The following is a 25369-nucleotide window of genomic DNA, read 5'->3' on the forward strand; positions in this document are numbered from 1 at the left end:
CTGTTTTCAACATGCAACACTCTGCAACTATGCTGGTCAGGCGTTGTGAAATGCTCAATGATGAGACGAATACTCATCTTCCCTGGGGTCCCGCAGCGGCTATGAGCCAACCTGAACGATCTGGCGCCAAACCAGGCCGCTTTTCAATTCCCTTAAGGCTGGCGATCACGCTGCCCGTGGCATTGATATTGATTGCATCGGTGGGCTTTCAAGAGATCACCCAGCATGACAATTCGGCCCGCTTGATCGACACCACCAGCATCCGCTTGCTGGATGCCCTGACGGTCACGACCCGCAACCGCCTGACCAATTTCCTGGAAGTCCCCTTTGCGGCGCAACAAGCGCTGGGGGATGCCATTGTCCGTTACAAGCTCTACACGCCGGGCAATATGGAGCCGGTTTACCGCCATATTGTCGGCACCTTTCGCGACCTTTATCAGGACCAACCCCAGATCAGCGTGATGTCGTTTGGTGGTAGCCATGGCGACTTTGCCGGGGTGCGGCGCAAGGACAATCACTACAACCTGATGCTGTCTGATGCCTCAACCCAGGGGCAGTTGCTGATCTACAAAGAAAACGCGCCTGGCGCCACCGCCGCGTCTTTTCCTGGCTACGATCCACGCACCCGGCCGTGGTATGCGCCGTTTGCCCAGTCCGGCAAAGCGGGCTGGTCAGATATCTATGCCAATTACGATGAGTTTGCCGAAGTCACCATCAGCGCGGCCAGCCCGGTCAAGGTGGCCGGGCAATTGATTGGCGTGGTCGATGCGGACATTAAACTGAGTGACCTGAACCGCTTCTTGCGGGATGAATCCCTGCGCGGATCAGGTTCAATTGCCATTACCGATGCCCAGGGCGTATTGATTGCGCAATCGGGTGATAGTCCGGTGCTGTCGGATGGTCACGGCGGTATCGCGCGCGGCCAGCGGCTGAGCCTGGCGCAAAGTGACGACCCGGTGCTGCGGGTGGCGGCGGCCTGGGTTGCGCAAACCCCGCAAGATCAATCGGTCAGCTTTCATGACACGCTCGATGGCAAGGCTTATAGCGGCCGTGTTACCCCGTTTTTTGACCAGCGCGGCCTGCGTTGGCGCATTGTCACGCTGGTACCGGATTCTGACCTGGTGGGCGATATCCGCGCCAGCACGCGGCGGGCGGGTATTTTGCTGGCTGGCCTGGCCATTACCGGCTTGCTGCTCTGTTTATGGGTGATCGGCTGGGTAACCCGACCCATTCACCGTACTGCGCAGGCCGCCAACCGGCTGGCGCAGGGCGACTGGCTGGCCAAGATCAATACCCGCAGCCCCATTCGTGAAACCGCCACGCTGGTCAAAGCCTTCAACACCATGGCGCGGCAGGTAGACCTGGCTTTCAATACCATGCGCGACCAACTGCGGCTGGATGGTCTGACCCAGTTGCTGACCCGCCAGGGTTTGCTGGAAGAAGTGAACTGGCCAGAGCCACGGCCCGCCATTCTCTGTCTGATCGGGCTGGATGGATTCCGCAGCATCAACGATAACCTGGGGTATGACACCAGCAGTCGGCTGTTGCAGGCAGTGGCAGAGCGCATGCGCAACCATCTGCCTTGCCTGGCCTTGCTGGCGCGCATAGGCGGCGACGAATTTGCCGTGATCTGTATGGACCCGACCATGCCGGCCGATGAAGCCGGCGCGCAGGTGCTGGCGCTGTTCGCCACGCCGTTTACCTCTGGCGATGACGAAGTGATGGTCAGTGCTTCGGTTGGCGTGGTGGAAGGGCTGTTGTCGTCAGATCACCTGCCGGAATGGCTGCGCAATGCCAGTGTCGCGATGGGCGAGGCCAAGCGGCGCGCGCGCATGTCCTCCGTGGTGTTTGAGCCCGCCATGCTGGAACGTCTGCGCGAAGTTTCCCGCCTGACCAGTGATCTGCGTCAGGCGCTGGACCAGAACCAGTTCCTGGTGCACTACCAGCCAGTGGTCAATATGGCGGACGGCCAGATCAGCGGCCTCGAGGCCCTGGTCCGCTGGCAAAGCCCCACGCGCGGTCTGGTGCCCCCGGCCATGTTTATCCCCATTGCCGAGAACTCGGACCTGATCCTGGCGCTGGGCGACTGGGTACTGCGCACGGCCACCCGGGACATCGCCGGCCGTCTCGATACGCTGCCTGCAGACTTTGAACTGCATGTGAACGTGTCTGCACGGCAACTGATCCAGTCTGACTTTATTGCCACGCTACGCCATGCCCTGCAGGAAAGCGGCTTGCCGCCGGGACATCTGACCCTGGAGTTGACGGAATCCGTGCTGATTGAGCAGGGCGGTCAAACCGTGGAGCGCTTGCGGCAGATTCGCAATCTGGGTGTGAAGATCGCCATTGATGACTTCGGCACCGGTTATTCGTCGCTGTCTTATCTGGGGACGTTGCCGTTTGATTGCCTGAAGATCGACAAGAGCTTTGTGGACAATATCTGTGTGTCTCCACAAGACACCGCCGTGGTCGCGGCCGTGCTGCACATGGCGCGCGGTTTTGGTGTCACCGCCGTTGCCGAAGGGGTGGAAACCGAAGACCAGGCCCGACGCCTGCGGGAAATGGGTTGCAGCCACGCCCAGGGCTACTGGTTTGGCCGCCCGGTGCCGCTGGCTGATATCCGCTGGCCTGGCCAGTAAGCGGCCCCTCGTTCAGGCCGTGGGGGCCAGATGCCGGGCAATCAACGGGGCAATGTCTGCCGCCATGCTGTTGGCAAACCCGTGATCCCCGCCAGTAAACACATGCAGCTCCGCCCTGGGGAGCAAGCGGGCCAGATGCTCACCCACTGCCACCGGGCTGATCGGGTCGGCATCGCCCCACAGCAACAGGGTGGGGATGGCCAGCGTGGTCAGCCGGGCTGACAAATCGGTCTGCCATGATCCAAACCAATCCGGCAAACCAGGGTTGTTGCGGGCAAATTCTGCGCGCCAGTCTTGCGCACCCAGGCGGGCCGTATCCACTCCGCCAGAAGTCGCCGTCAGCACCAGATGCGTAATCTGCTGCGGGTTTTGCAGCGCAGCCAGCACCGCCACCACGCCCCCCATGGATTGCGCGACCAGCGCTGTCGGACCATTCAGTTCCCGTTTCACCAACCCTGCCAGATCGGCCAGCCCATGCACGTCTGGCCGGGGCGGGGTATCGCCAAAACCGGGCCAGCCCATGTGGATTTTCTCTGCCGGGTGGGGCAACGCCTGGGCTACGGGTTGCCAGAATTGCGTGTTGCCGGAGGCACCTGGCAGGAACAGGATTTTGTCAGGCATGGGGCCCGCTTCCATTCAGAAAATCAGGCTTGAGCATACCACTGTGGGTGGGCCGCATTCGGCGGGGCGTACCTGGTCGTTGCGCAGGTACCGGAAAGATTAGTCTGCTATAGATCAAACGGGTGGCGTTTTTCCGCAGGGGGTTGCGGACACTGGCAGGGTTTGCCGGTCAAACAGGCGGGCGGGCTTAAGTGTTGATTACGTTGCCAAAAAGCGCTGGTTCAGCGCCGCTGTCAGTGCGGCGTTAGTTTTTTTATTCGCTGACCATCGAATTAATCTATTTCCAATGCCGGTTAAAAAGACCCAGGCTGGTCTAGCCGTCTCCGCCGCGTAGCCGTAGCGAGAGCTTTGAGCCATAACGATCGAGGTGAAAACAGATGTCGACTGAATCCAAGTGTCCTTTCAACCATGGTGCTGGCCCGTCCAATCGGGACTGGTGGCCCAATCAGCTGAACGTCAATGCGTTGCATCAGCATTCGCCAGTGTCAGACCCGCTGGGTGCGGACTTCGACTATGCCGCCGCCTTCAACAGCCTTGATCTGGCCGCCGTAAAGCGTGATCTGGCCGAAGTCATGACGCAATCGCAAGACTGGTGGCCGGCAGATTGGGGGCATTATGGCCCGCTGTTTATCCGCATGGCCTGGCACAGTGCCGGCACCTATCGCATCAGCGACGGGCGCGGTGGTGCGGGCTCGGGTCAGCAACGTTTCGCGCCGCTCAATAGCTGGCCGGATAACGTCAGCCTGGACAAAGCGCGGCGCTTGATCTGGCCGGTGAAGCAAAAATACGGCCGCAGTATCTCCTGGGCTGATCTGATCATCCTGACCGGTAACGTCGCCCTGGAAACCATGGGCTTCAAGACGTTTGGTTTTGCTGGCGGCCGTGAAGACGTGTGGGAACCGGATGACGACATTTACTGGGGTAGCGAGAAAGTCTGGCTGGATGATCAGCGTTACTCGGGTGACCGTGACCTGGAAAACCCGCTGGGCGCCGTGCAGATGGGTTTGATCTACGTGAATCCGGAAGGCCCCAATGGCAACCCGGACCCGCTGGCCGCCGCGCGCGATATCCGCGAAACCTTTGCCCGCATGGCCATGAATGACGAAGAAACCGTGGCGCTCATCGCGGGCGGCCACACCTTTGGTAAAACCCACGGCGCCGGCCCGGCCAGCCACGTGGGGGTCGAGCCGGAAGGTGCAGACCTGGCCGAGCAAGGGCTGGGCTGGCGTAGCAGTTACGGCACGGGTGTGGGCGGCGATGCCATCACCAGCGGCCTGGAAGTGATCTGGACCAGTACGCCCACCAAATGGAGCAGCAACTTTTTCTGGAACCTGTTTGGTTATGAATGGGAGCTGACCAAGAGTCCGGCCGGTGCGCACCAGTGGCAACCCAAAGGCGGTGCCGGAGCCAATTCCATTCCGGACCCGCATGACGCCAGCCGCCGTCGCGCGCCTTCCATGCTGACCACCGACATTGCTCTGCGCGCCGACCCGGCCTACGAGAAAATTGCCCGTCGCTTCTACGAAAACCCGGACCAGTTTGCGGATGCTTTCGCCCGCGCCTGGTTCAAGCTCACGCACCGGGACATGGGGCCGCGCGCCCGTTACCTGGGACCGGAGGTCCCTGCCGAAGCGCTGATCTGGCAAGACCCGTTGCCGCCGGTGGATCATCCGCTGATTGATGCTAACGACATCGCTGCGCTCAAGGCCAAAGTGCTGGCGTCCGGCCTGACGACATCGCAACTGGTGTCCACGGCCTGGGCGGCGGCGGCTACGTTCCGTGGCACCGATAAGCGCGGTGGTGCCAATGGCGCGCATATTCGCCTCGCCCCGCAAAAAGACTGGGCGGTGAATCAGCCGGAACAATTAGCCAGGGTACTGAGCGCGCTTCAGGCCATCCAGACCGACTTCAACCAGACCCAAAGCGGCGGCAAGAAAGTCTCGCTGGCGGATTTGATTGTGCTGGCGGGCAGTGGCGCTGTGGAAGATGCCGCCCAAAAGGCAGGCCACACGGTCAGCGTACCATTCTGGCCGGGCCGGGCAGATGCCAGTCAGGATCAGACCGACGTCGAGTCGTTTGCGGTGCTCGAGCCCGTGGCGGATGGTTTTCGCAACTATCTGGCCGGCCAGTTCAAGATTTCGGCCGAAGCCTTGCTGATCGACAAAGCCCGTCTGCTGACCTTGAGCGCGCCGGAACTGACCGTGCTGATTGGTGGCCTGCGCGTGCTCGATACCAATGTCGGCGGCACCAAGCATGGGGTCTTTACCAACCATCCGGGAACATTGAGCAATGACTTCTTTGTGAACCTGCTGGATATGGGCACGGCGTGGAAAGCCACGTCCGAGGCGAAAGACCTGTATGAGGGGACGGATCGCAAAACCGGCCAGGTGAAATGGACCGGCACCCGCGCGGATCTGGTGTTTGGCTCCAATGCGCAATTACGCGCCCTGGCCGAGGTGTATGGCAGTGCGGATGCCAAAGCCCGGTTTGTCACCGACTTTGCCAAAGCCTGGAGCAAGGTCATGCATCTGGACCGTTTTGATCTCAAGAAGTAATACCCTGCTGTTAGCTTGCGCATAAAAACGGCCGGTAGAGATACCGGCCGTTTTGTTTGGGGCGACGCAGGCCACGCGCTCAGGGCCATTCCTTCAGAAACAAGTCTTTGAGGTCCAGCGTGCTGCGCCGACCCACTTCATGCCCGTGCGCCTGCAGCCACGCGTGTGCGGCACTGCGCCCTTCATCCCGCAGCCAGGTCAGAAACGGGCCGTGCGTGGTGGCCTGGGTATTCGGGTCCAGTTCGGCCAGGGCAGGATGGGTCTGGATGGCGTGAAAGCGCATGCTGCGCAGTTGGCGCTCCAGTTGACCATGGATCAGGCCGGCGTCTTGTGCCATTTCCTGCAACAGTGCAAATAGCCGCATCTCGCGCAAGAACGCGCTGTTAAAGCCCAGCATCATGGCGCGGCGCTGGATGTCGCTGGCAGTTCTGGGGGTCTCGCCGTACACCAGCGGGGCCAGCAGCACCAGCAAAATGTCGTCGCTCTCGCAGAACTTGAATAGCGGGAACACGGCCGGGTTGGCGGCATAACCACCGTCCCAGTAGGCCTCGCCATCAATCATGACCGCTTGTTGCAAAGAGGGCAGACAGGCCGATGCCAACAAGGCGTCGGCTGAGAGTTCGGCATTCTGGAACAACTTCAAATGGCCGGTATTGGCGTTGGTGGCCGCCACAAACAGCTTGATCTGGGCGCGGCGGATAATCTCAAAGTCAAACAAAGACTCAATGATCTTGCGCAGCGGGTTGTAATCAAGCGGGTTGAGCTGGTAGGGCGAAAACCACCGGGTCAGGTGAAACACCATCTGCATACCCACCGGCGCATTCAGGTCGGTGCCAAGGGGCTGTGTCATTTCTTTGGGCAGGCTGTCGGCCACGCGTTGCCAGAACGCTGCCAGCATTTCCCGCGCGTAATCCGGTCCGCCCATAGTCAGGCCCTGCGCCACCGCCATGGCATTCATGGCCCCCGCACTGGTGCCGCTGATACCTTCAATCCGGTAATGGCCAGCCTCCAGCAGGGCGTCCAGCACTCCCCAGGTAAACGCCCCGTGCGCGCCGCCGCCTTGCAAGGCCAGACTTAATACCGGTTTGCCATGACTGCGCCCGAACATGGTGATCCCTATGTTTGCTGCACTGCACAAATACTGGCACAGATGCCAGGCCAACTCAAGGACTGCTCAAGCTGTGACCAGCATAGACAACGGGACCGGCTTCGGGCTTATTTGACCAGCGTGACCGGCACCGGGGACTCCGCCACCACGGCGTAGGCCACCGATCCAAACAGATAATTGCTGGCCGGCGTGCCGGCTGTGCCCATGACAATACGCAGGGCATTGTGGCTGCGCGCGTGATTGCAGATCACATCGGCAGCACGGCCGTTTCTGACCTGGGCATCAAAGGGAATACCGCGCCCCGTCAGTTCTTTGACATAGGGCTCCAGCACCGCCTCACCTTGTTCACGCATGATCTGGTGCAAGGGTACGGTGCTCCCTATGCCTTCCAGCAAAGAGCCCGCCAGCGTGGGGGACTGCACATTGAGCAACTGCAATTTCAGGGACGAATCGTGCAGCGCCAACCGGGCCGCAAACTGCATGGCATGCATGGCGGCGGCAGAGCCATCAACCGGGACCAGGATCGTAGACATAAAGACCTCCGCTTAGTTGACCAGCGTGACGGGAATACGGGCTAGCGAGGCCACCCGGTTGGCGACCGATCCCAACAGAATGGAAGCTGCCGCCCCATGGCCGCGAGTACCCATGTAGATCTGTGCCGCGCCCACTTCGTCAGCGACAGCCAGAATGGCATCGACCGGGGTACCGGGCACCACCATGGCGTTGTAGGGTTGACTGGCTTTATCCAGCAGGGCTCTGGCGGCTTTTTGCATTTCTTCGGTTTGCCGCTCGTACAAGAGGTTAAGTTGGGTGGTGGTAAAGAAGCCGCGAGTGCGCCCAAGCAGCAACGGGGCCACGCTGAGCAGCACCAGATCGGTCCATTGTTCTTGCTGTTTGAATTGCAGCGCACGTTCAACTGCGCGTAGCGAGTGAGCCGAACCGTCGACTGGGATCAACAGGGTAGTCATGAACACCTCCGTGATGCGGGGAAAAAGTGCACTGCGGCGGGCCTGAGGCGGGAGCGGACAACGGATTGCAAAAACGGGTCGTGACAGGCCGGCGGTAGCTGATGGCTACACGGTAGCACCCAGGGTTATGTTTTTGAATGTAAATAGTATTTGTCTTAATCGGCTGGGGATGGAGGCACTGGACAGCAAAAAGCCGGACCATCGGGCCCGGCTTTTTGTGTTTCAAACGTCATCAATCCACAGCCTGATGCGATCAGTTGGAGTTATAGACCGCATGCCGCGCAACGGACCCCGGCGTCAGGTAATCCAGTTGCAACCAGCGATATCCGCCTGCCGCGACACTCAGGGCCGGGAAGGCACTGACACCGCTCGGCGGCACAAGGGTAACCGTGTTGGCCAGGCTGGCGACCGTTGCCGTATTTTGCGCGCCGGAGGTGCCGGTCGAGGCGGTAAATTCCACCTTGCTGATGGGGTCCGCGCCCAGCACATTGGTCCAGCTCACCCCCAACGAAGGTAACACGGGTTGATCTCCAATCAGCACCGAGGCCGTTTGCGTCGAGAGGGTGTTCCATGCAAAACCTGCACCATTGGCTGGCGCCACGGGACCATCAGACATGCGCTTCTGGATCGTCGCTGTGGTGCCATCACTGAAATGCAGCACAAAGGTGTAGGCCGGATAACCATTAAAGACGCTGTAATCCGGGCTGGCTGGTGCCCAGGTGGCGCCGCTGGGGTTGGCCAGCGTGGTCAACGAACCGTCGGCATTGATCTGCACCCGGCCCAGTTTGTAGGTGTCGCTACTGCCGGTGGTGGAGGTGACCGCCGTACCCGTGTGGTTATCGATCGGCCAGTACCCAATGCCGGCAATGGACGGGTTGGGTGCCAGCACCAGCGCTTGCGCAATACCCGGGCCAGTGACCACCACATATTGCGTATTGGCCGGATTGGGCGAGCTACCGCCGGTGGTGAAGGAGGCGTACAGCTCGGAACGGTAAGCGGCGGTTTGGGCCGCGGTCCCGGTGTTGTTGACGTCATATTCCAGAATGCCGCCGACAGAGACGTCATACGGCAACTGGTTGCCCGTGATCTGCCACAGGCCCCCGATATTCTGCGCCACAAGGTTGGTGCTGTGGGCCATGCCGGTAGAGTCTCTTAGCGTCAGGTGCAGCACCACTTTGGTGGTCGAGATGGCATATTGAATGACCGGGTCATCCATCAGCGGGTTAACGATATCGCTGTTGTTTAACCAGCCGGAAAAGTCGTCGTAAAAATCGTAGCCGTTATCCAGATAGGTGGAGGCTACGGCATTCCGGCAATAGCTGTTGAGCGTACCGGGCGTGGGCACGCGCTGCGCCACAGGGTACAGAAAGCAACCCTGCCAGGCACTCTTGATATTGGCAAATGCGCTGGGCGCAACCGTGCTGGACGGGAAGTCGATGGTAAAGGGCGTGCTGGTCAGCGTGCCGCTGGCCACGGCGGTCTGGTTGATGACCTGCACCTGATTGCTGCCGGCCAGATTGAGCTTGTTGATCAGTTGCACGCCAGACCCTGCGGGCAAGACGGTGATTTCATCCAGCAACTGGTCAATGCCGGTGTGATTGGCCGCGAATGTTTTACCAATCAGATCCACGTTGCCAGACAGGCCGGCATCACTCACCAGGTTTTGCAGCAGCGCCGTAATAGCGCTGTTGGCGGCGGTGACATTGGCGGCGGTGACCTGGGCCAGTACCGCTGGGTTGGCCACGTCTGCCGGCTTGCCGGTACTCAGACTACCTGCGGTCACGGCGGTGGTCAGCGGAGTGATGTTGACGATGGCGCTTTGCCCGTTGGCGGGTACGGCGGCCAGCAGGGACACCTGGTTTTCAGACCCGCCACTGGGGTCTTGTGCCAGCAGGCCAAACGGCGGCGTGAACTTGCTCAAATCCACCATCAAGACATAGTGGCCGCCAATATCGGCCGTGGTGGTGAGTTGATTGCCTTTGCTGTCGCTCAGGGTGATGGCGGCTTTGGGCATGGCCGCACCCTTGGCGGCCAGGCCGGCCATGACCAGAGTGCCACCGGCATTGTTGCTGGCAGAGGGCGAGCTCGTCGCCGTGCTATCACTACTACTACTGCTGCCACCCCCGCCGCATGCGGCTAAAGCCAATGCCAGCAACGCCGGCATTACGCGCTTGAACATCATTGGTTTTTTCATTGTCGCCTTCCTGTTGCAATCCGGATATTTTCTGGAAATAGCCATGGATAGCCGGGGCACAACGCGGCGTTGTCCCGGTTCCATTGTGATGGGTTGCTGTTTTCAACTTCAGGAGTGCGGATTGACGTTCTTGTTCTATGTTTTTTGAACAATGTTTTGTTTTTTCGGGCAAGTTTGTATCTGGTTTGTTTCATTCGCCCGGTGTGTTTTATACATTGTTCTTGCTTATGTATGTTGTCAGACTTGACGGGTGTTGTAATCCAGAGACGAACGCCGTGCCAGAGGCGTGCGACGGGGTCCCAATGTGTCACACAGATGACAAATCGGGCCCCACAAAATGGCCAGAGCGGCGTGCTTTGGAAGGGGCGGTAGATCACCGCCAGAGGGGGAAAGAATGGCCAGCGTGCTGGCCGGCCGGCCTCAGCGTATGGGGCTGTGTCCGTCGCCGGCGGCTAACCAGCGCGCTGCAAATTCGTCAGCCGGCACGGGACGCCCATAGAAAAATCCCTGCGCATAATCACAGCCGGCGTGTTGCAGGATGCGGCGTTGCTCGTCAGTTTCGACGCCTTCTGCAATGACTTTCAGGCCCAGCTTGTGTGCCATGACGATAATGGCTTCGCACAGCGCCTGATCATTGGCATCGGTTTCCAGGTGGGCAATAAATACGCGGTCAATCTTCAGATAATCAATATTGAATTTCTTCAAATAAGTCAGTGACGAATAGCCGGTACCAAAATCGTCAATCGCCACCTGGATACCGGCGGCCCGATATTCACGCAATTTTTTAAGCGTGCCAGGTTCCGTATTCAGCAATAGCCCTTCAGTAATTTCAATACAGATACCATCGCCTGGAAACTGGCGTTGTTCCAGATGCTGTACCCAGCCAGAACTGGTTTTATCGGCCTGCCGAATCTGCACCGGTGATTTGTTCACACTGATCTGAAAGTCCGGCCGGTATTGGCAGCGCCATTGATTCACCTGATTCAACGCTTGCTCGAACACCCAATCGCCAATAGGAATGATCAGCCCCGTATCTTCTGCCACCGTAATGAACTGGCCGGGTTCGATCATGCCCAGAGCGGGGTGTTGCCAGCGGATCAAGGCTTCTGCCTTGAACACCTGCCCGTCAGCCAGATCCACAATGGGCTGGTAGTACACCCGGAACTGCTGTGCCGCCAGCGCGGCACGCAGATCGCTGATCAGCCGCATGCGGCGCTGGGCTTGCTCGTGCAGATCGGCGGTGAAATAGCTATAGCGGTTGCGGCCGTGATTCTTGGCGCGGTACATGGCCTGATCGGCGTTCTTGAACAAGGTTTCCAGGTCCTGGGCATCTTGCGGGAACAGCGTGATCCCCAGACTGGCCGAGACATAGGTGTCCAGATCATCCAGCCGGAAGGGTTCGCTCAGGGCCTTGAGGATATCTTCTGCCACCCGGTCGATGGCCTGGGCGTCGAAACCGGCATCCCGGCCGGACAAAATCACGGTGAACTCATCCCCGCCCAGTCGTGCCACCGTATCGGACTCCCGCACGCAACTGCCAATGCGGCGCGCGGCTTCAACCAGCAGTACGTCGCCCTTGTCATGGCCCAGCGTGTCGTTCACTTCTTTGAAGTGATCAAGATCAATCAGCATCAGCACCATATTCTGGCCGTTGCGGTGGCAGACCCGGGCTTCGTGCTCCAGTCGATCATGGAACATCTGCCGGTTGGGCAAACCGGTCAGCAAGTCAAAGTTGGCCTGTTTCCAGACCATGTCTTCAAACTCGATACGCTCGGTAATATCGCGGCCAATGGCCAGCACACTCATGACCTGGCCGGCCTGGTTTTTTTCCGGGGCCAGGCGGATATGACTAACGCGCAACTGGTCGTTCAGCCCCGGCCATTTGAGCTCAAATTGATCGAGCTGACCGGTTTCAAAGACTTTGAGCAGATGCGCTTCATAGATTTCCGCATCGATCCCGCCTGGGCTTTGCGAGGGCGATTTGCCCAGCAGTGCTGCCGCACCGCCAGCAAACTGATTGGCAAACGCGGGGTTGACGTAAATGCGCTGACACTCGGCGTTGTAGCGGGCTACCGTATCGGGGGAGTTCTCGGTCAGGGAACGGAACTCTCTTTCCCGCGCGCTTAACGCGGCGGTCCGTTCTTCCACCGTGCGTTCCAGCGACGCGTTGATACTGTTGACTTGGTTGATTTTGCGGCCAATGGCATCGTTCATGGCAATGAAACTGTCGGTCAGGACAGAGAGCTCACGCAGGCGGGCCGGGGCAGATTTGAGGGCCGCCAGTTCTTGCTGCACCAGATGATCTTCCGGATCGTGCGCCACGCGCCGGAAAATCCGGATCAGCGCGCTCAAGGGGCCAGAGATCGACGAGGCCAGATACATGGCAAACGGAATACTCAGCAACAAGCTGACCCCGGCGATGAACAGCAGGATGTGGACGGTCTGGCGGATGGCGTCGGCGGTGATCTGGCGCGAGCACAAGATGGCCAGGCTACCCATGGCATGCTGACCGTTTCCCAGCGTGACCACGTACTGGTAATAGCCTTCCCGATTGACAAGGTTCTCAGTCAGATCATTTTCGCTGGCTGCGGCGGCCCCGGTGATGACGACATCACTGTGGGTCAGACGCGTGTAGGCCGGCACGCTGCCCACGGTCAGGTTATTGCCGGCAAACACGTTGATATCGGTGTCGGTCAGCCGTCGCCACTGGGTCAGCATGGCTAAATCCAGCAAACGGGTCATGACCACCAACCCTTCTTGCGAGAGCTTTTCTGTGCCGACGGCTTCGTCAAATACCAGCCCTTGCACCGGCACCTGGGTCTGAACGGCCAGTTGCCCGTCCACCACCGTGTAAACCGTTTGTTCCCGTTGCGGTAACGGGCCGTCAAACTGCTCGGCCAGGTGCGGTGGTTTGGCCACCTTGTGCAAATCCCCCATATTGGCGCTGGAGCCCGCCGGGGCGCTGGCTGCTTTGAAGAGCGGCACCGGGGCAACCTGGGCATAGCCAAACTGGTCTGCCTTTTTGTCCAGCAAGGCAAAAGACACCAGCTTGCCCTGGCTGTTGTACACCAGAACCTGATCGGCTTCAGCGGTTTTGGCCGCTTGCCAGGTATCACCCACCAGTTGCCGGTAGGTGGCGGTCAGGGTGGCTTCGTCGATACCGGTATCTGCGTAGCGGGTCAGAAACCAGAGGGTGGTGCCCAGATTGCCCTGAGTGGCTAACTGGCGTGAGCCGGTCAGCAAGGACAAGCGCTGTGTATTGAGATTGTCGTTAATCAGGTTGGCGGCTTTGTGCAGCACATCCCTGGCCTGATTCTGGTACTGCTGGCTGATGACCCAGGACGCGGCAAGGGTATACGCGCCGGCAAGCAGGACACTGATCAGGATCGCGCCGGACAGGAACCGGTTTTTTAGCCGGGTGATTTTCATGGCGCACTCATATTACGGCTGTGGTAGCGGGCTCGATTCAAACGTTCAACATGATCAGCGGGTTGGCAAGGGGTTGGCAAAAGTCATCTGGCTATTTCCGGTTGGGCGGCGTGTAGGTCAACACCGGCACATAGTCATCCGGTGGTATGGAGGCATTGAACGGATAGTGACTGTAATTTGCCGCATCCAGCAGGCCCAGCTTGATCAGCATGACAGGGGGTGAGCGAGGGGTGCGCCCCTCCAGATAATTCACCACCGCATTGGTGACCACGCGCGCCTGGCTTACCCCCCGGGTATCCACTGCGGCGACAATTTCTTTTTTGCGGACAGAGAGCGCAATTTCCCGCGTGAGGTCATAAGCGACGATGCGGATTTTGCCCTCCAGCCGGGATTCTTTGACCGGCAGCCACGCCGCCGGCGCACAGCCAGTGCAACCGATGATGTAGTCGAGCGTCTTGCCGTAGTGGGCCACCATACGGGACGCCAGTTGCGTCTGAATGATCCGGTCGCTGTCACCATATTCAATATCGACGATATTGATCGGAATGGGAGAATCTTCGACCGCAAGGCGTGTGCCATTGACCTCTCCCTTCACCCAGCCCGCGTCGGCGGGGCCGGGCAGCAGGCCGATCTCCACATGCTTGAGACCGCGCTGCTGCGCATCCTTGATGATCCATTGCACGGCAGAGCGCCCCATGCCCAGCAAAGACGTGGTGACCTTGAGGGTGAGGGCCGGACTGGTACTGTCATTGGCCAGTTCGAACACCGGAATGCCGGCTTGTCTGGCGCGGGCGATAGAGGCGTCATTGGCGCTCAGACTGATGGGCGACACCACGATGGCGTCGTAACGGGCGGCAATGGCGTCATCCATCTGCCGCAACTGGCTAATCAGATCGTCATAGCCGCTGGCGGGAATGATATTGACCGCGACGCCAAGCCGGCTGGCCTCGGCCATCACCCCATAAGCCGCGCCCACCCAATACGGGTCTTTCAGATGCGGGAACAAAAACGCAATGCGCCAGGGCCGGGTGGCCGGCCGCGCCATGACAAAGCGGGAGGCGTGGCTGCGTCCGGCAGACAGGGCGTCATCTGCGGTGACGCCGGGGTGGGGCAGCCCGTCGACAGAGATAATCTCGACCGGTGCAAATTCAGTGATGCCGGGCTCTGCCGGTTGCGCCCAGGCCGCATTCCCGATCCCGAGGCATGCCAGGCATGCAATAAGGCAGCAGAAAGACTGGGACAACGCCATCTTGATGGAAATTCCAGGGGATTGAGTAAGAATGCCGATGCTGATTCAGCATACAGCAGCACCATGATATCGGCATTTTTTTACAATCCGGTTTGGCAAGGCGTCGGAGAAATACAACCAGACTGGCGGGCGGCAGGCGGCTATCAGCCCAATCATTGCGGGCCAGGCTGTGTTTCAGCAGCCTGGTGCGGTGGTCAAACGGGGTGTGTAACGGCCTGCGGATTGGCCCATCTGCAACAGGTTTACAGATTTGCCCGCCGCTTGACGGCTGTAAGACACAAATCCGGCATCTGGTAAGGCAGTATGAATAGTGCTGCCTAAACTGTCAGTAAAGGGCGGGATCAGCCCGGCAAGCAGCGTATTTCTGGCTTCATTCAAAAACACGCAATCCACAGGCAGGTTTTTCGGGAGAGGGGGTATTCGGCTATGCGTTCCTTGCGTGCACGATTGATTGTCTTCATGGTGATCTTGACGGTGTTGATCACCTCTTTATTGGCCGGCGCGGCGTATTACAAAATGCGCACAGAAATCCTGGCCGGGCTCAATAACGAAATCAGGGGCGTCGCCCTTGGCTATAACGTGGTGCTGCGCAACTGGATTGCCGACAAACGCCGGGTGATTGCCGGTGTGGGCGAGATGATTGGTGCGGCCAGCTCCGACGCGACACCCATCCTTACCCAGGCGGAAAAGAGTTCTACCTTTGATTCGGTCTATTTTGGCACCACCGCCAGACAGATGGTCCAGGGGCATAACCTGGACCTGCCGGCGGGCTACGATCCCACCAGTCGCCCCTGGTACAAGCAAGCGGTCAGTGACGACAAACTGATCCTTACCGCGCCGTATATTGACGCCTCGACCAAACAACTGACGCTGTCTTTTGCCGCGCCGGTCAAAGGGGCAGACAAACAACTCAAAGGCGTGGTGGCGGGCGATGTGTACCTCTCGGCCCTTGTTAAAGATGTCCTCAATATCAAGCTGACCGGCGACGGTTATGCCTTCCTGGTGGGCAAAGATGGCAAGGTGCTGGCGCACAGTGACACCTCGCTGGTGCTCAAGTCGGTATCGGATATCTCCAAAGACTTGCCGGGAGATCAATTGGGATCGATTGCTGACGGTCAGTTGCATGAGGCCAGCATTGGCGGCCAGCAGAAATTCTTTTACCTGGAACCGATTGAACAATCAGACCTTTACCTGGCACTGGTGATCGATAAATCGGCCGCACTGGCCCCGTTGAACCAGATGCTGGGCCTGTGCATTGGCGCGCTGGTGCTGGTTCTGGTGGTGGTGGTGCCACTGGCCAGCCTGTTGATCGGCAATATGTTGTCGGGCTTGCTGCGCGTGCGTTCGGCCATGCAGGAGATTGCGCAAGGCGGGGGAGACCTGACCCGCAAGATCGACATTGCCGGGCAGGATGAAATTGCCCAGACCGCCCAGGCCTTCAACCGCTTTACCGAACAACTGCGCGGTATGTTCAGTGATATCCAGCAACAAAGCGATAGCCTGACTTCTGGCGTGGAAGGCATCAACAGCGTGCTGCGTGATCTCGCCAATGACTCGCAACGGCTGTCTGATCTGGCCGCCACCAACGCCGCGACTATTGAAGAGATCACCGTCAGCATTACGCATATTGCCGACAACGCCACCGATGCCGATGAACTGGTGCAAAACACCGGCAAATTGTCCGGTGAATCTGCCGCCACCGTGCAACAAGTGGCGCACGAAGTGGGCAGATCATCGCAAGAGGTAGAGTCTCTGGCCAATCTGCTTGATACCCTGAGTCGGCGCTCCCAGGAAATCAGCAGCATCATCCAGGTGATCAAGGAAATTGCCGATCAAACCAACCTGCTGGCGCTCAACGCCGCCATTGAAGCCGCCCGCGCCGGCGAACAAGGCCGAGGCTTTGCCGTGGTGGCCGATGAGGTGCGCAAACTGGCCGAGCGCACGGGTTCTGCCACGCTGGAAATCACCGGCATGATCGACGCCATCCGGACTGAAACCGCTGCGGCGGTAGGCAGCATGCAGCGCACCCACACCGTGGTGCAACGGGGTGTGGCGCTGTCTAACGAGGCCTCCGGCAACATTGGCACCATCCGCGAAAACATGGATGGCGTGATGCGCAAGATCGGGGAAATCGCGCTCTCGACCAAAGAACAACAGCAAGCCACGACGGCGATGGCGCAAAGTGCGGAAGACATCACCGTGCGCATGCAGCAGACCGATGCCTCTTTGCAGCGCGCTACGGACAGCGTGCGGCATCTGAACGAACTGGCGACTTTCTTGCGCCAGATGTTCAGCAAGTTTCATATCTGAACAGCGCCGTGAGATTGTATGAGGAGCCCGGATGAAGCGGAGCGGGAACCCAGGGTGGCCATCCTGGCAAGAACGTCCAGGGTTTTCAGAGGTAGCCCACGTCGCCACCCCGGATTCCCGCCTTCGGCGACGCCATTGTGTTCGGCCAGTGGGCCATTAACGCCCGGGGGCTCGCACCGTCAGCACATGATCGATCAGACCATAATCAACGCCTTCCGCCGCCGACATGAAATGGTCGCGGTCCAGGTCTTTCTCGATCTGCGCCAGCGTGCGCCCGGTGCGCTCGGCATAAATGGTATTGAGCCGATGGCGCAGGTACAGCACCTCACGCGCCTGGATTTCAATATCCGCCGCCACCCCCTGCGCCCCGCCGTGCGGTTGATGCAGCATCAGCCGCGCATTGGGCAGCGCATAACGCTTGCCCACCGCCCCGGCCGTCAGCAAAAACGAGCCCATGCTGGCCGCCATCCCGGTGCAAAGGGTCGATACATCGGGTTTGATAAACTGCATGGTGTCGTAGACCGCCATGCCCGCATACACTGAACCACCCGGCGAGTTGATATAGAGCGAAATATCCTTGTCCGGGTTTTCTGATTCCAGAAACAACATCTGGGCCACAACCAGATTGGCCGATTGCTCGGTGACTTCGCCCACCAGAAAAATCACCCGCTCTTTCAACAGGCGGGAGTAAATATCGTAGGCGCGTTCACCGCCGCCGGTTTGTTCGATGACAGTGGGCACAAGACCCAGTCCGGAAGGAAAATGAGCAGTCATGATGGTCCTTGCGTAGCAAAGTAAAGCGCGTTGAGAAGAGGTCTCGCCCGCTTGACGCACCGGCGCTGGTGCCGTGTGACGCTACAAAAAAAATAGCCCTGGCGTGTCACGTCAGCTCACGACCAGACGTCATGTCACATCACCCTGTCTGTGGAGAAAACCAATGCCGCGCACGACCGATCCCGATGGCGCCCTGTTTGAACGCCTGCGCCCGCGCCTGAAAGCGATCAGCCACCGTATCGTCGGCAGCGAGGCAGAAGCCGAAGACATCGTGCAAGACTGTTTTCTGAAGTGGCAAAGCGCTGACCAAAGCGCGCTGGGCACGCCGGTGGCCTGGCTGACCACCGTAGTGCAGCACCAATCCATAGACCGCCTGCGCAAACGCCACCGTGACCTGCTGACCGCCCAGGCTGCCCAGGAGCTGACGCCAGCAGATGACCCTGCCTCACCAGAAAAAGAGTTACTGCGCCGGGCTGAACTGGGCGCAGCGCTGGCCGGGCTGCTGGCGCATCTATCACCCGCAGAGCGCCTGGCCGTGGTCCTGCATGAAGTGCTGGAATGCGAGCATGCCGACATTGCCGCCGTGCTGGGCATCAGCATCGTCAACGCTCGCCAGCACCTGGCCCGCGCCCGTCGGCGCCTGCGCGAGGCACAAACCGGGGCCGCATTGCCAGCCAGCACACCGCCGGGCCGCGAGCAGATACAGCGGTTTCAGAACGCACTCAACGGCCAGGATGTCCCGGCCTTATTGACGCTGCTTGGCGCATCAACCAACCCGCCGCAGACTGGCCCGCAATGCCACTTCGGCATGAGTGCCAATGACGCGGTGTATTGCATGGCCATGGCGGCGTAAAACGGGGCTGATGTCCTCACCGCCGCACAATTCAGAAAAACTGAATTAAACAGGCGCGGCCCGTGATTGTCGGCCTGCGGCCCCCCTGCCTACACTCGTTTCATCTCTTGGCAGGAGCAATCCATGAACGCCCCGATGACTCATCCGCTGCGCACCACCACGTTTATTGGCACTGCAGCTGGGTTTCGCATTGTTGCCCACCCGCAGCATGCCAGGCTGTATCACATTGAGTTTGAACCCACGGTGATTGAGCAATTTCTGGCTGCCACGGCCGACATCGATTGCCAGCGCCTGGAGTACGTGCCCTTTATCCGCTTTACCCTGGCCCAGACGCTACAAAACCTGCTGGGCGAAGACTTTGGCCATACCGTACGCGCCATCTTGCAAGACAGAGCATCTGGCGGGTTTACCGCAGGGCTGCAGGGCGTGAGTGCTGCGCCGGCAGATTACGTCAAATTCGGGACGGCATTTGCCCATCTGGCGGGGCTGCCCAATTTTGATTCCATGTCAGGCAGCTATTACGCGCGGTTTGTGGTCAAGGACACCGATAGCAGTGATTCTTACCTGCGTCAGGCGTACCGGTTATTCACGCTGCATACCGACGGCACGTTTGTGGATGAAGCCACCGACTGGCTGTTGATGATGAAATTTGCCGAGCAAAACGCGGTGGGCGGAGAGTCGCGCTTGCTGCACCTGGATGACTGGGCGGAGCTGGCGGATTTTACCGCGCATCCGCTAGGCAACCATGCCTTCACCTACAAGGCTCCCGGCAGCAAAAATGTGGGCCAGAGCATTCAGCGGCGCACGTTCTTTTTGCGCAACGGCCAGCCTTGCATCTGTTTTATTGATCAGTTTGTATACCCGGAATCCATCGCAGAGGCCGCCTGGCTAAAAGCCTTGTCAGACGCCATGGAAGCCTCTCCGGGCACGACGGCGCTGCCGTTGCCGGTGGGGGATCTGATCATGCTGAACAACCTCTTTTGGCTACATGGCCGCGCGCCTTTCGAGAAAAACACGGCATTGCATCGCGAGCTGATGCGTATTCGTGGCCAGTTTGCGGAGGGTGTGTGAACGGTTCTCCTGCGATCTACGATTTTGCAATTGTCGGCGGCGGGATCGTCGGTTTATCTACCGCCATGGCGATCAGCCAGCGGTTCCCGCGGGCCCGCATTGTGCTTCTGGAAAAAGAAGCGGGGCTGGCACAACACCAGACCGGACATAACAGCGGGGTGATTCACTCTGGTATCTATTACAAGCCTGGCAGTTTCAAAGCGCGGTTTGCCCGTGCCGGTAACCGCTCCATGGTCGAATTTTGCCAGCAGCACGAGATTGAGCACGAGTTGTGCGGCAAGGTGATTGTCGCCACCCGGACCGCCGAACTGCCCCAACTGGACAAGCTCTATCAACGCGGGCTGGAAAACGAACTGGACATCCAGCGGCTTGAGCCCCTGGCGCTGGCGCAGATTGAACCGCATGTGCGTGGTCTGGCAGCCATACGGGTGCCTTCTGCCGGGATCGTCAATTACACGCAGGTGTGCGAAAAATTTGCCGCGCTGTTTGCAGCCCATGGTGGGGAAATCCGTCTGAACGCACCGGTGGCCCACATTCGCGAAAAGACCGATGTGCTGGACGTGATCACCCAGGCGGGTGATGCCATCGCCACTCGTTTTCTGATCAACTGTGCCGGCCTGCACAGTGACCGCGTGGCCCGCCTGGGTGGGGTAGACGCCCGGATGCAGATCGTGCCGTTCCGGGGCGAGTATTACGAGATCAAGCCCGCGCGCCGCCATCTGGTCAAACATCTGGTTTACCCGGTACCCAACCCGGACTTCCCCTTCCTGGGGGTGCATTACACCCGCATGATCGGCGGCCATGTGGAAGCCGGGCCTAACGCCGTACTGGCGCTAGCGCGGGAGGGTTATCAGAAAACCGATTTCAACCTGCGTGATATGGCCGAAGTAATGGGTTTTCCTGGTTTCTGGAAACTCTCGGCCAAATACTGGAAAGAGGGCGCCGAAGAGATGATGCGGTCCTGGAGCAAAGCCGCCTTTGTGCGCAGCTTGCAAGCGTTGATTCCGGAAATCACGGCGGACGATCTGATCCCGGCGCCAGCCGGTATCCGCGCCCAGGGGCTCAAAGCCAACGGTGAACTGGTGGATGATTTCCAGATCGTGCCGGGGCATCGTAGTATCCACATCTGCAACGCGCCATCACCGGCGGCGACGGCATCGATTGAAATCGGGCGGTATGTGGCGGAACAGGTGCCGCTGTAGGAGGCAAACCGCGCCCCATATGCATGAGATGAAACAAGGACAGGCGTGGAACTGCGGCAACTGCGTTACTTTGTAACCCTGGCTGAACACTTGCATTTTGCCCGTGCGGCCGAAGCACTTGATCTGGCGCCATCCGCACTGAGCATGCAACTGCAAACGCTGGAGCGCCAACTGGGCGTCAGACTGGTTGCGCGTACCAAGCGCAGTGTGGCCCTGACCGCTGCAGGACAATTGTTTCTGGCAGAAGCGCGCAATACCCTGGAACAAGCCAGCCGCACCGAACAGATCGCCCGCCGGGCCGGGCGCGGCGAGGTGGGCACGTTGCAAATGGGCTATGTCATTTCTGCGGCTTGCGCAGGGGTGGTGCAAGGCATTTTGTCCGCGTATCGCAAACAATTTCCGGACGTGCGCATTACCTTGCAAGAACTGGAAAGCCCATTGCAGATCCAGCTCCTGTATCAGGGCAAGCTTGATGCCTGCATCGTCCGCACGGTAGCAGGTGATCCAGACCTGTTTGACCGCGTTGAACTACTACAGGACCACTTGATGATTGCGCTCCCGCATGACCATCTACTGGCCTGCAGTCCGGCCGTTCAAGCCAGAGACCTGATCAACGAAACCTTCATCACGCCCCAGTTTCAACGCGAGTTCGGCTTTGCCCGACATTTGCTGACCATTGGGCAGCAGGCTGGCTTTACCCCTCACGTGGGTCTGCATACGCGTGATTTCATGACCGCACTGACGCTGGTCGCCAGTGGTTTCGGGGTAGCTGCCGTACCGGCATCGCTGGCCCATTTGCAGATACCTGGCGTGGTGTATTTGCCGCTGGCCGACGCGCATGAAACCTCGGCCTTGACCATGGTTTTTCGCCGCAATGAACACTCGCCGCTGGTCATGCACCTGCGGCGGATTGCCCAGGCGCTGGTGCAAGCGTAGGGCCCTGCTACCAATGCGCCGGTCAGCGCATATCGCCACATCCTCAACCGTGCTTGCTGCGGCTCCAGCAAACCGTACATGGCCCCGGCAGAGACCTCAGATTGCGTGGTTTCATCCAGCAACTGAACCAACAGCAACAAGGCATGGCTCACGGTATACAACTTTGCCTGACGCAGACCTGTGCGGGGCTGGATGGACACTGGCAACGAGGGCCTATCGGCCCAAGCCGGGCCTTGCTTACAAATGGCCTGGCCGGCAGCTCATCTCAGTGCGCAAAACAGGCCAGGCCACTCCAGCCTCGATGTTTCAAGCACACAGAACACTACGGCTCTAAAACCGGTTTAAAGTCAGGGCGAGCTGCAACGGATTGCTGCGACGCAACGTAAAATTCATGCATAAGCTGCTGAATCCTATTTGTATTTTTGTTTTCCAGTGTGGTGCATCTCTGCACCTCTTATGCACCGAAATTGCACGTTTGTCGGCTGCACACGTGTAGTTAAATTTAACCCGTTACGGCCGTATCCCGCATTGTCAGTCAATTCTTGTATTGGCGAACGCCTGTTGTAGGGTAATGCATTTACTTGTGTCAGTTTGCGGTTCAAACAACCATGAGAACGATTTCATGCAGTACGACCTGAACCGGAGAGATGATAAAAATGCAAGGCAACAATCAGAATGCAACCGGCCGGCAACGCTTGCTGGCATTGACGTTGGCGACCATCACCGCGATTCCGACGCCGTTGGTGGCGGTGGGTTTGGCGACGATGGCTCCCGCTGCCCACGCGGCGGCCACCACCGGCTACACGCAGCTTGCGGGCGGCCAGGTCCAGTTTTACGTGAATGGTGCTGCCTGGGTGGATATCCACTACACCGTCGCCGGCGGCGGTCAGCTGAATGTGCGCATGACCAACAGCGGCACCAACAACACGTATACCGTGACGGGTATCCCCGCTAACGCAGTGGTCACTTATTCATTCACGATTGGCGCCAGCGATGGTTCCGCCGTTGATACCGCAACATCCAGCTTTACCTATACCGGTGCTGCGACGCCAACACCAACACCCGCTCCGACACCAGCGCCAACGCCGGCACCGACACCCGCACCAACCCCTGCGCCGACACCGGCAGCCTCTTATGGCGCAACGCAGCTCAGTGGTGGCGTTGTCGCGTTTTATGCCAATGGCGGGACATGGGCGGATATCCATTACACGGTGAATGGCGGCGGTCAGATCAACGTGCGCATGACCAATAGCGGCACCAACAATACGTACCAGATCACGGGCGTGCCGGCTAACGCCACCATTGTGTATTCGTTCACCATCGGCCAGGCCAATGGCTCCGCCGCAGATACACCGCAACAGACCATCACCTACACCGGTTCTGGTGCAACGCCGACGCCGACGCCGGCTCCGACACCCGCGCCAACACCAGCGCCGACGCCAGCACCCACACCGGCCCCCACGCCCGCGCCGACGCCAGCACCAACCCCGGCGCCGACACCCACGCCTGCACCGTCGCCCACTTCTGACACGCCAAACTTTGGCCCCAATGTGCAGGTTTTTGATAGCAGCACGCCGATCGGGACCATCCAGACCGCGCTGAACAACGCCTTCAGCCCGCAGGTGAATAACCCCAACGCCCAGTTTGGCTCGCAACGGTATGCCTTCCTGTTCAAGCCGGGTACCTACAACGGCGTTTATGCCAACCTGGCGTTCTACATGTCGGTGATGGGTCTGGGTCAGCATCCAGACGACGTGACACTGACTGGTAATGTGAATGTCGATAGCGGCTGGAACTATGGCGATACGTCCAATTCCACGCAGAACTTCTGGCGCTCGGCAGAAAACATGGCGATCGTGCCGGACGGTGGTACGGATCGTTGGTCTGTCTCCCAGGCAGCGCCGATGCGCCGTATCCACATCGTGGGTAACCTGACTCTTGGCCCATCCAATCAGGGTGATGGCCAGGGTTATGCCAGCGGCGGCTACATTGCGGACAGCAAGGTAGATGGTCAGATCACCTCGGGTTCGCAGCAGCAGTGGTACACCCGCGACAGCAATATCGGCGGCTGGCAAAACGGCGTATGGAATATGGTGTTCTCCGGCGTCGCTGGCGCACCGGCACAATCGTTCCCGGCGGTTTATGGCAACGGCAACCCGTACACCACCCTCGCCACCACGCCGGTATCCCGCGACAAGCCGTATCTGTATTTCGACACGGCTTCGGGTAAGTACCTGGTGTTTGTCCCGTCGCTGCGCACCAACGCTTCTGGCGCAAGCTGGATTAGCGGTTCCACCGCAGGCACGGCCATTCCGATGAGCCAGTTCTATGTGGTCCAGCCAACCGACACATCGACCACCATCAACGCGGCGCTGGCACAAGGCCTGAACCTGTTCTTCACGCCAGGCACGTACCAATTGTCGGCACCTATCCATATCACCCGCGCAGACACCGTGGTGCTGGGTATTGGCTTCCCGACCCTGGTGCCGAACAACGGTGTCGTCGCCATGCAAGTGGATGACGTCAACGGCGTGCGCATTGCCGGCCTGTTGTTTGATGCGGGCACGGTGAACAGCCCGTCGCTGCTGACCGTGGGGACGGCTGGGTCGTCGGCAAATCATGCTTCTGATCCGACCTCGATTCAGGATGTGTATTTCCGCATCGGTGGCGCCGTGGCAGGCAAGGCCACCAACAGCCTGACGGTGAACAGCAACAACGTGCTGATCGATCACATCTGGGCATGGCGTGCCGATCATGGCGTATCGCCGACCGGGTGGACCGTGAATACGGCCGATACAGGCGTGATTGTGAACGGCAATAACGTGCTGGCGACCGGCCTGTTTGTTGAGCACTACCAGAAGTACAACGTGCAGTGGAACGGTCAGGGTGGCGAGACGATCTTCTTCCAGAACGAACTGCCGTACGATGTACCCGACCAGGCCTCATGGATGAGCACATCCACCAACAATGGCTACCCTGCGTATTACGTGGCCAGCAACGTGACCTCTCACACGGGTTACGGCCTGGGTAGCTACTGCTACTTCAACGTGAACCCTGCCGTGAATGAAAACCACAGCTTTGATGTCCCCAATGTGGCCGGTGTGTCGCTGCATGATGTGTTCACGGTGTCGCTGGGTGGCGTGGGGACCATCACCCATGTGGTCAACAACGTAGGTTCAACCGCGCAGGGTGTTTCGACCCAACCGCAGAACGTGCTGAACTATCCCTGATCTGGCCGGGTAACCCTCAGGGCCGCCTGGCCCTGACCCAGGCTGATGAAGAACCCCGCATCGCAAGGTGCGGGGTTTTGTTTTGTACCGGCCGCGTCATGCTGCTGCAGTGCCTGGGTTGCCGTGGCCGGTCAGGCCAGGTAGCCCGGATGAAGCGCAGTGAGAATCCGGGGTGACCCTGCTTCAACGTGCTAGTTCGGTATCGCGACCCCGGATTCCCGGCTCCGCCT

The 25369-nt window shown here is 59.4% G+C and carries 16 protein-coding genes; 8 read left to right on the forward strand and 8 right to left on the reverse strand.

The window, feature by feature from the left end; translation table 11 throughout:
- Window positions 1-101: 101 nt before the first annotated feature.
- A complete protein-coding gene (locus HNQ50_RS00520) occupies window positions 102-2639 on the forward strand; it encodes a bifunctional diguanylate cyclase/phosphodiesterase (protein ID WP_184096468.1) in 2538 nt (845 codons plus the stop codon).
- 12 nt (window positions 2640-2651) lie between these two features.
- Here the strand turns inward: HNQ50_RS00520 and HNQ50_RS00525 are convergent, their stop codons facing one another.
- Window positions 2652-3260, reverse strand: coding sequence for an alpha/beta fold hydrolase (locus HNQ50_RS00525; protein ID WP_246428521.1), 609 nt, complete (start codon window positions 3258-3260; stop codon window positions 2652-2654).
- 377 nt (window positions 3261-3637) lie between these two features.
- On the opposite strand from HNQ50_RS00525, the gene katG reads away from it, so the two are divergent.
- On the forward strand, window positions 3638-5815 hold the full coding sequence (gene katG / locus HNQ50_RS00530) for a catalase/peroxidase HPI (RefSeq protein WP_184096472.1): 2178 nt from the start codon (window positions 3638-3640) through the stop codon (window positions 5813-5815).
- Between the two features lie 79 nt (window positions 5816-5894).
- Here the strand turns inward: katG and HNQ50_RS00535 are convergent, their stop codons facing one another.
- From HNQ50_RS00535 to torT, 6 genes are all read right to left on the reverse strand, one after another.
- Window positions 5895-6923 (reverse strand): patatin-like phospholipase family protein, encoded by a 1029-nt coding sequence (locus HNQ50_RS00535; RefSeq protein ID WP_184096474.1) that lies wholly within the window; start codon window positions 6921-6923, stop codon window positions 5895-5897.
- A gap of 107 nt (window positions 6924-7030) precedes the next feature.
- On the reverse strand, window positions 7031-7456 hold the full coding sequence (locus tag HNQ50_RS00540; protein WP_184096476.1) for a universal stress protein: 426 nt from the start codon (window positions 7454-7456) through the stop codon (window positions 7031-7033).
- Between the two features lie 12 nt (window positions 7457-7468).
- On the reverse strand, window positions 7469-7891 hold the full coding sequence (locus tag HNQ50_RS00545; RefSeq protein WP_184096478.1) for a universal stress protein: 423 nt from the start codon (window positions 7889-7891) through the stop codon (window positions 7469-7471).
- Between the two features lie 253 nt (window positions 7892-8144).
- Entirely contained in the window at window positions 8145-10085 is a 1941-nt protein-coding gene (locus HNQ50_RS00550; protein ID WP_184096480.1) for a hypothetical protein, read from the reverse strand.
- 420 nt (window positions 10086-10505) lie between these two features.
- Entirely contained in the window at window positions 10506-13514 is a 3009-nt protein-coding gene (locus HNQ50_RS00555; RefSeq protein ID WP_184096482.1) for a putative bifunctional diguanylate cyclase/phosphodiesterase, read from the reverse strand.
- Window positions 13515-13605: 91 nt separating this feature from the next.
- The gene (torT, locus tag HNQ50_RS00560; RefSeq protein ID WP_184096484.1) at window positions 13606-14763 is read right to left on the reverse strand and encodes a TMAO reductase system periplasmic protein TorT; all 1158 of its coding nucleotides are present in this window, start codon (window positions 14761-14763) and stop codon (window positions 13606-13608) included.
- 426 nt (window positions 14764-15189) lie between these two features.
- On the opposite strand from torT, the gene HNQ50_RS00565 reads away from it, so the two are divergent.
- Window positions 15190-17073, forward strand: coding sequence for a methyl-accepting chemotaxis protein (locus HNQ50_RS00565; RefSeq protein ID WP_184096486.1), 1884 nt, complete (start codon window positions 15190-15192; stop codon window positions 17071-17073).
- 156 nt (window positions 17074-17229) lie between these two features.
- Here the strand turns inward: HNQ50_RS00565 and clpP are convergent, their stop codons facing one another.
- Window positions 17230-17847, reverse strand: a complete 618-nt coding sequence (clpP, locus tag HNQ50_RS00570; RefSeq protein WP_184096488.1) for an ATP-dependent Clp endopeptidase proteolytic subunit ClpP — start codon at window positions 17845-17847, stop codon at window positions 17230-17232.
- Between the two features lie 163 nt (window positions 17848-18010).
- Here clpP and HNQ50_RS00575 point away from each other — a divergent pair, with 163 nt between their 5' ends.
- From HNQ50_RS00575 to HNQ50_RS00595, 5 genes are all read left to right on the forward strand, one after another.
- Complete coding sequence (locus HNQ50_RS00575) at window positions 18011-18700, forward strand: sigma-70 family RNA polymerase sigma factor (RefSeq protein WP_184096490.1); 690 nt, start codon at window positions 18011-18013, stop codon at window positions 18698-18700.
- A 123-nt stretch (window positions 18701-18823) separates the two neighbouring features.
- Entirely contained in the window at window positions 18824-19771 is a 948-nt protein-coding gene (glaH, locus tag HNQ50_RS00580; protein ID WP_221302926.1) for a glutarate dioxygenase GlaH, read from the forward strand.
- Window positions 19768-20973, forward strand: a complete 1206-nt coding sequence (lhgD, locus tag HNQ50_RS00585; protein ID WP_308419114.1) for an L-2-hydroxyglutarate dehydrogenase — start codon at window positions 19768-19770, stop codon at window positions 20971-20973. Before glaH ends, lhgD begins: the two co-directional genes overlap by 4 nt.
- A gap of 45 nt (window positions 20974-21018) precedes the next feature.
- Entirely contained in the window at window positions 21019-21909 is an 891-nt protein-coding gene (locus HNQ50_RS00590; protein ID WP_184096493.1) for a LysR substrate-binding domain-containing protein, read from the forward strand.
- Between the two features lie 656 nt (window positions 21910-22565).
- On the forward strand, window positions 22566-25139 hold the full coding sequence (locus HNQ50_RS00595) for a pectate lyase-like domain-containing protein (RefSeq protein ID WP_221302928.1): 2574 nt from the start codon (window positions 22566-22568) through the stop codon (window positions 25137-25139).
- The last annotated feature ends 230 nt before the right edge of the window (window positions 25140-25369 follow it).

Origin of the sequence: Silvimonas terrae (assembly GCF_014202765.1) — a bacterium.
GTDB lineage: Bacteria > Pseudomonadota > Gammaproteobacteria > Burkholderiales > Chitinibacteraceae > Silvimonas > Silvimonas terrae.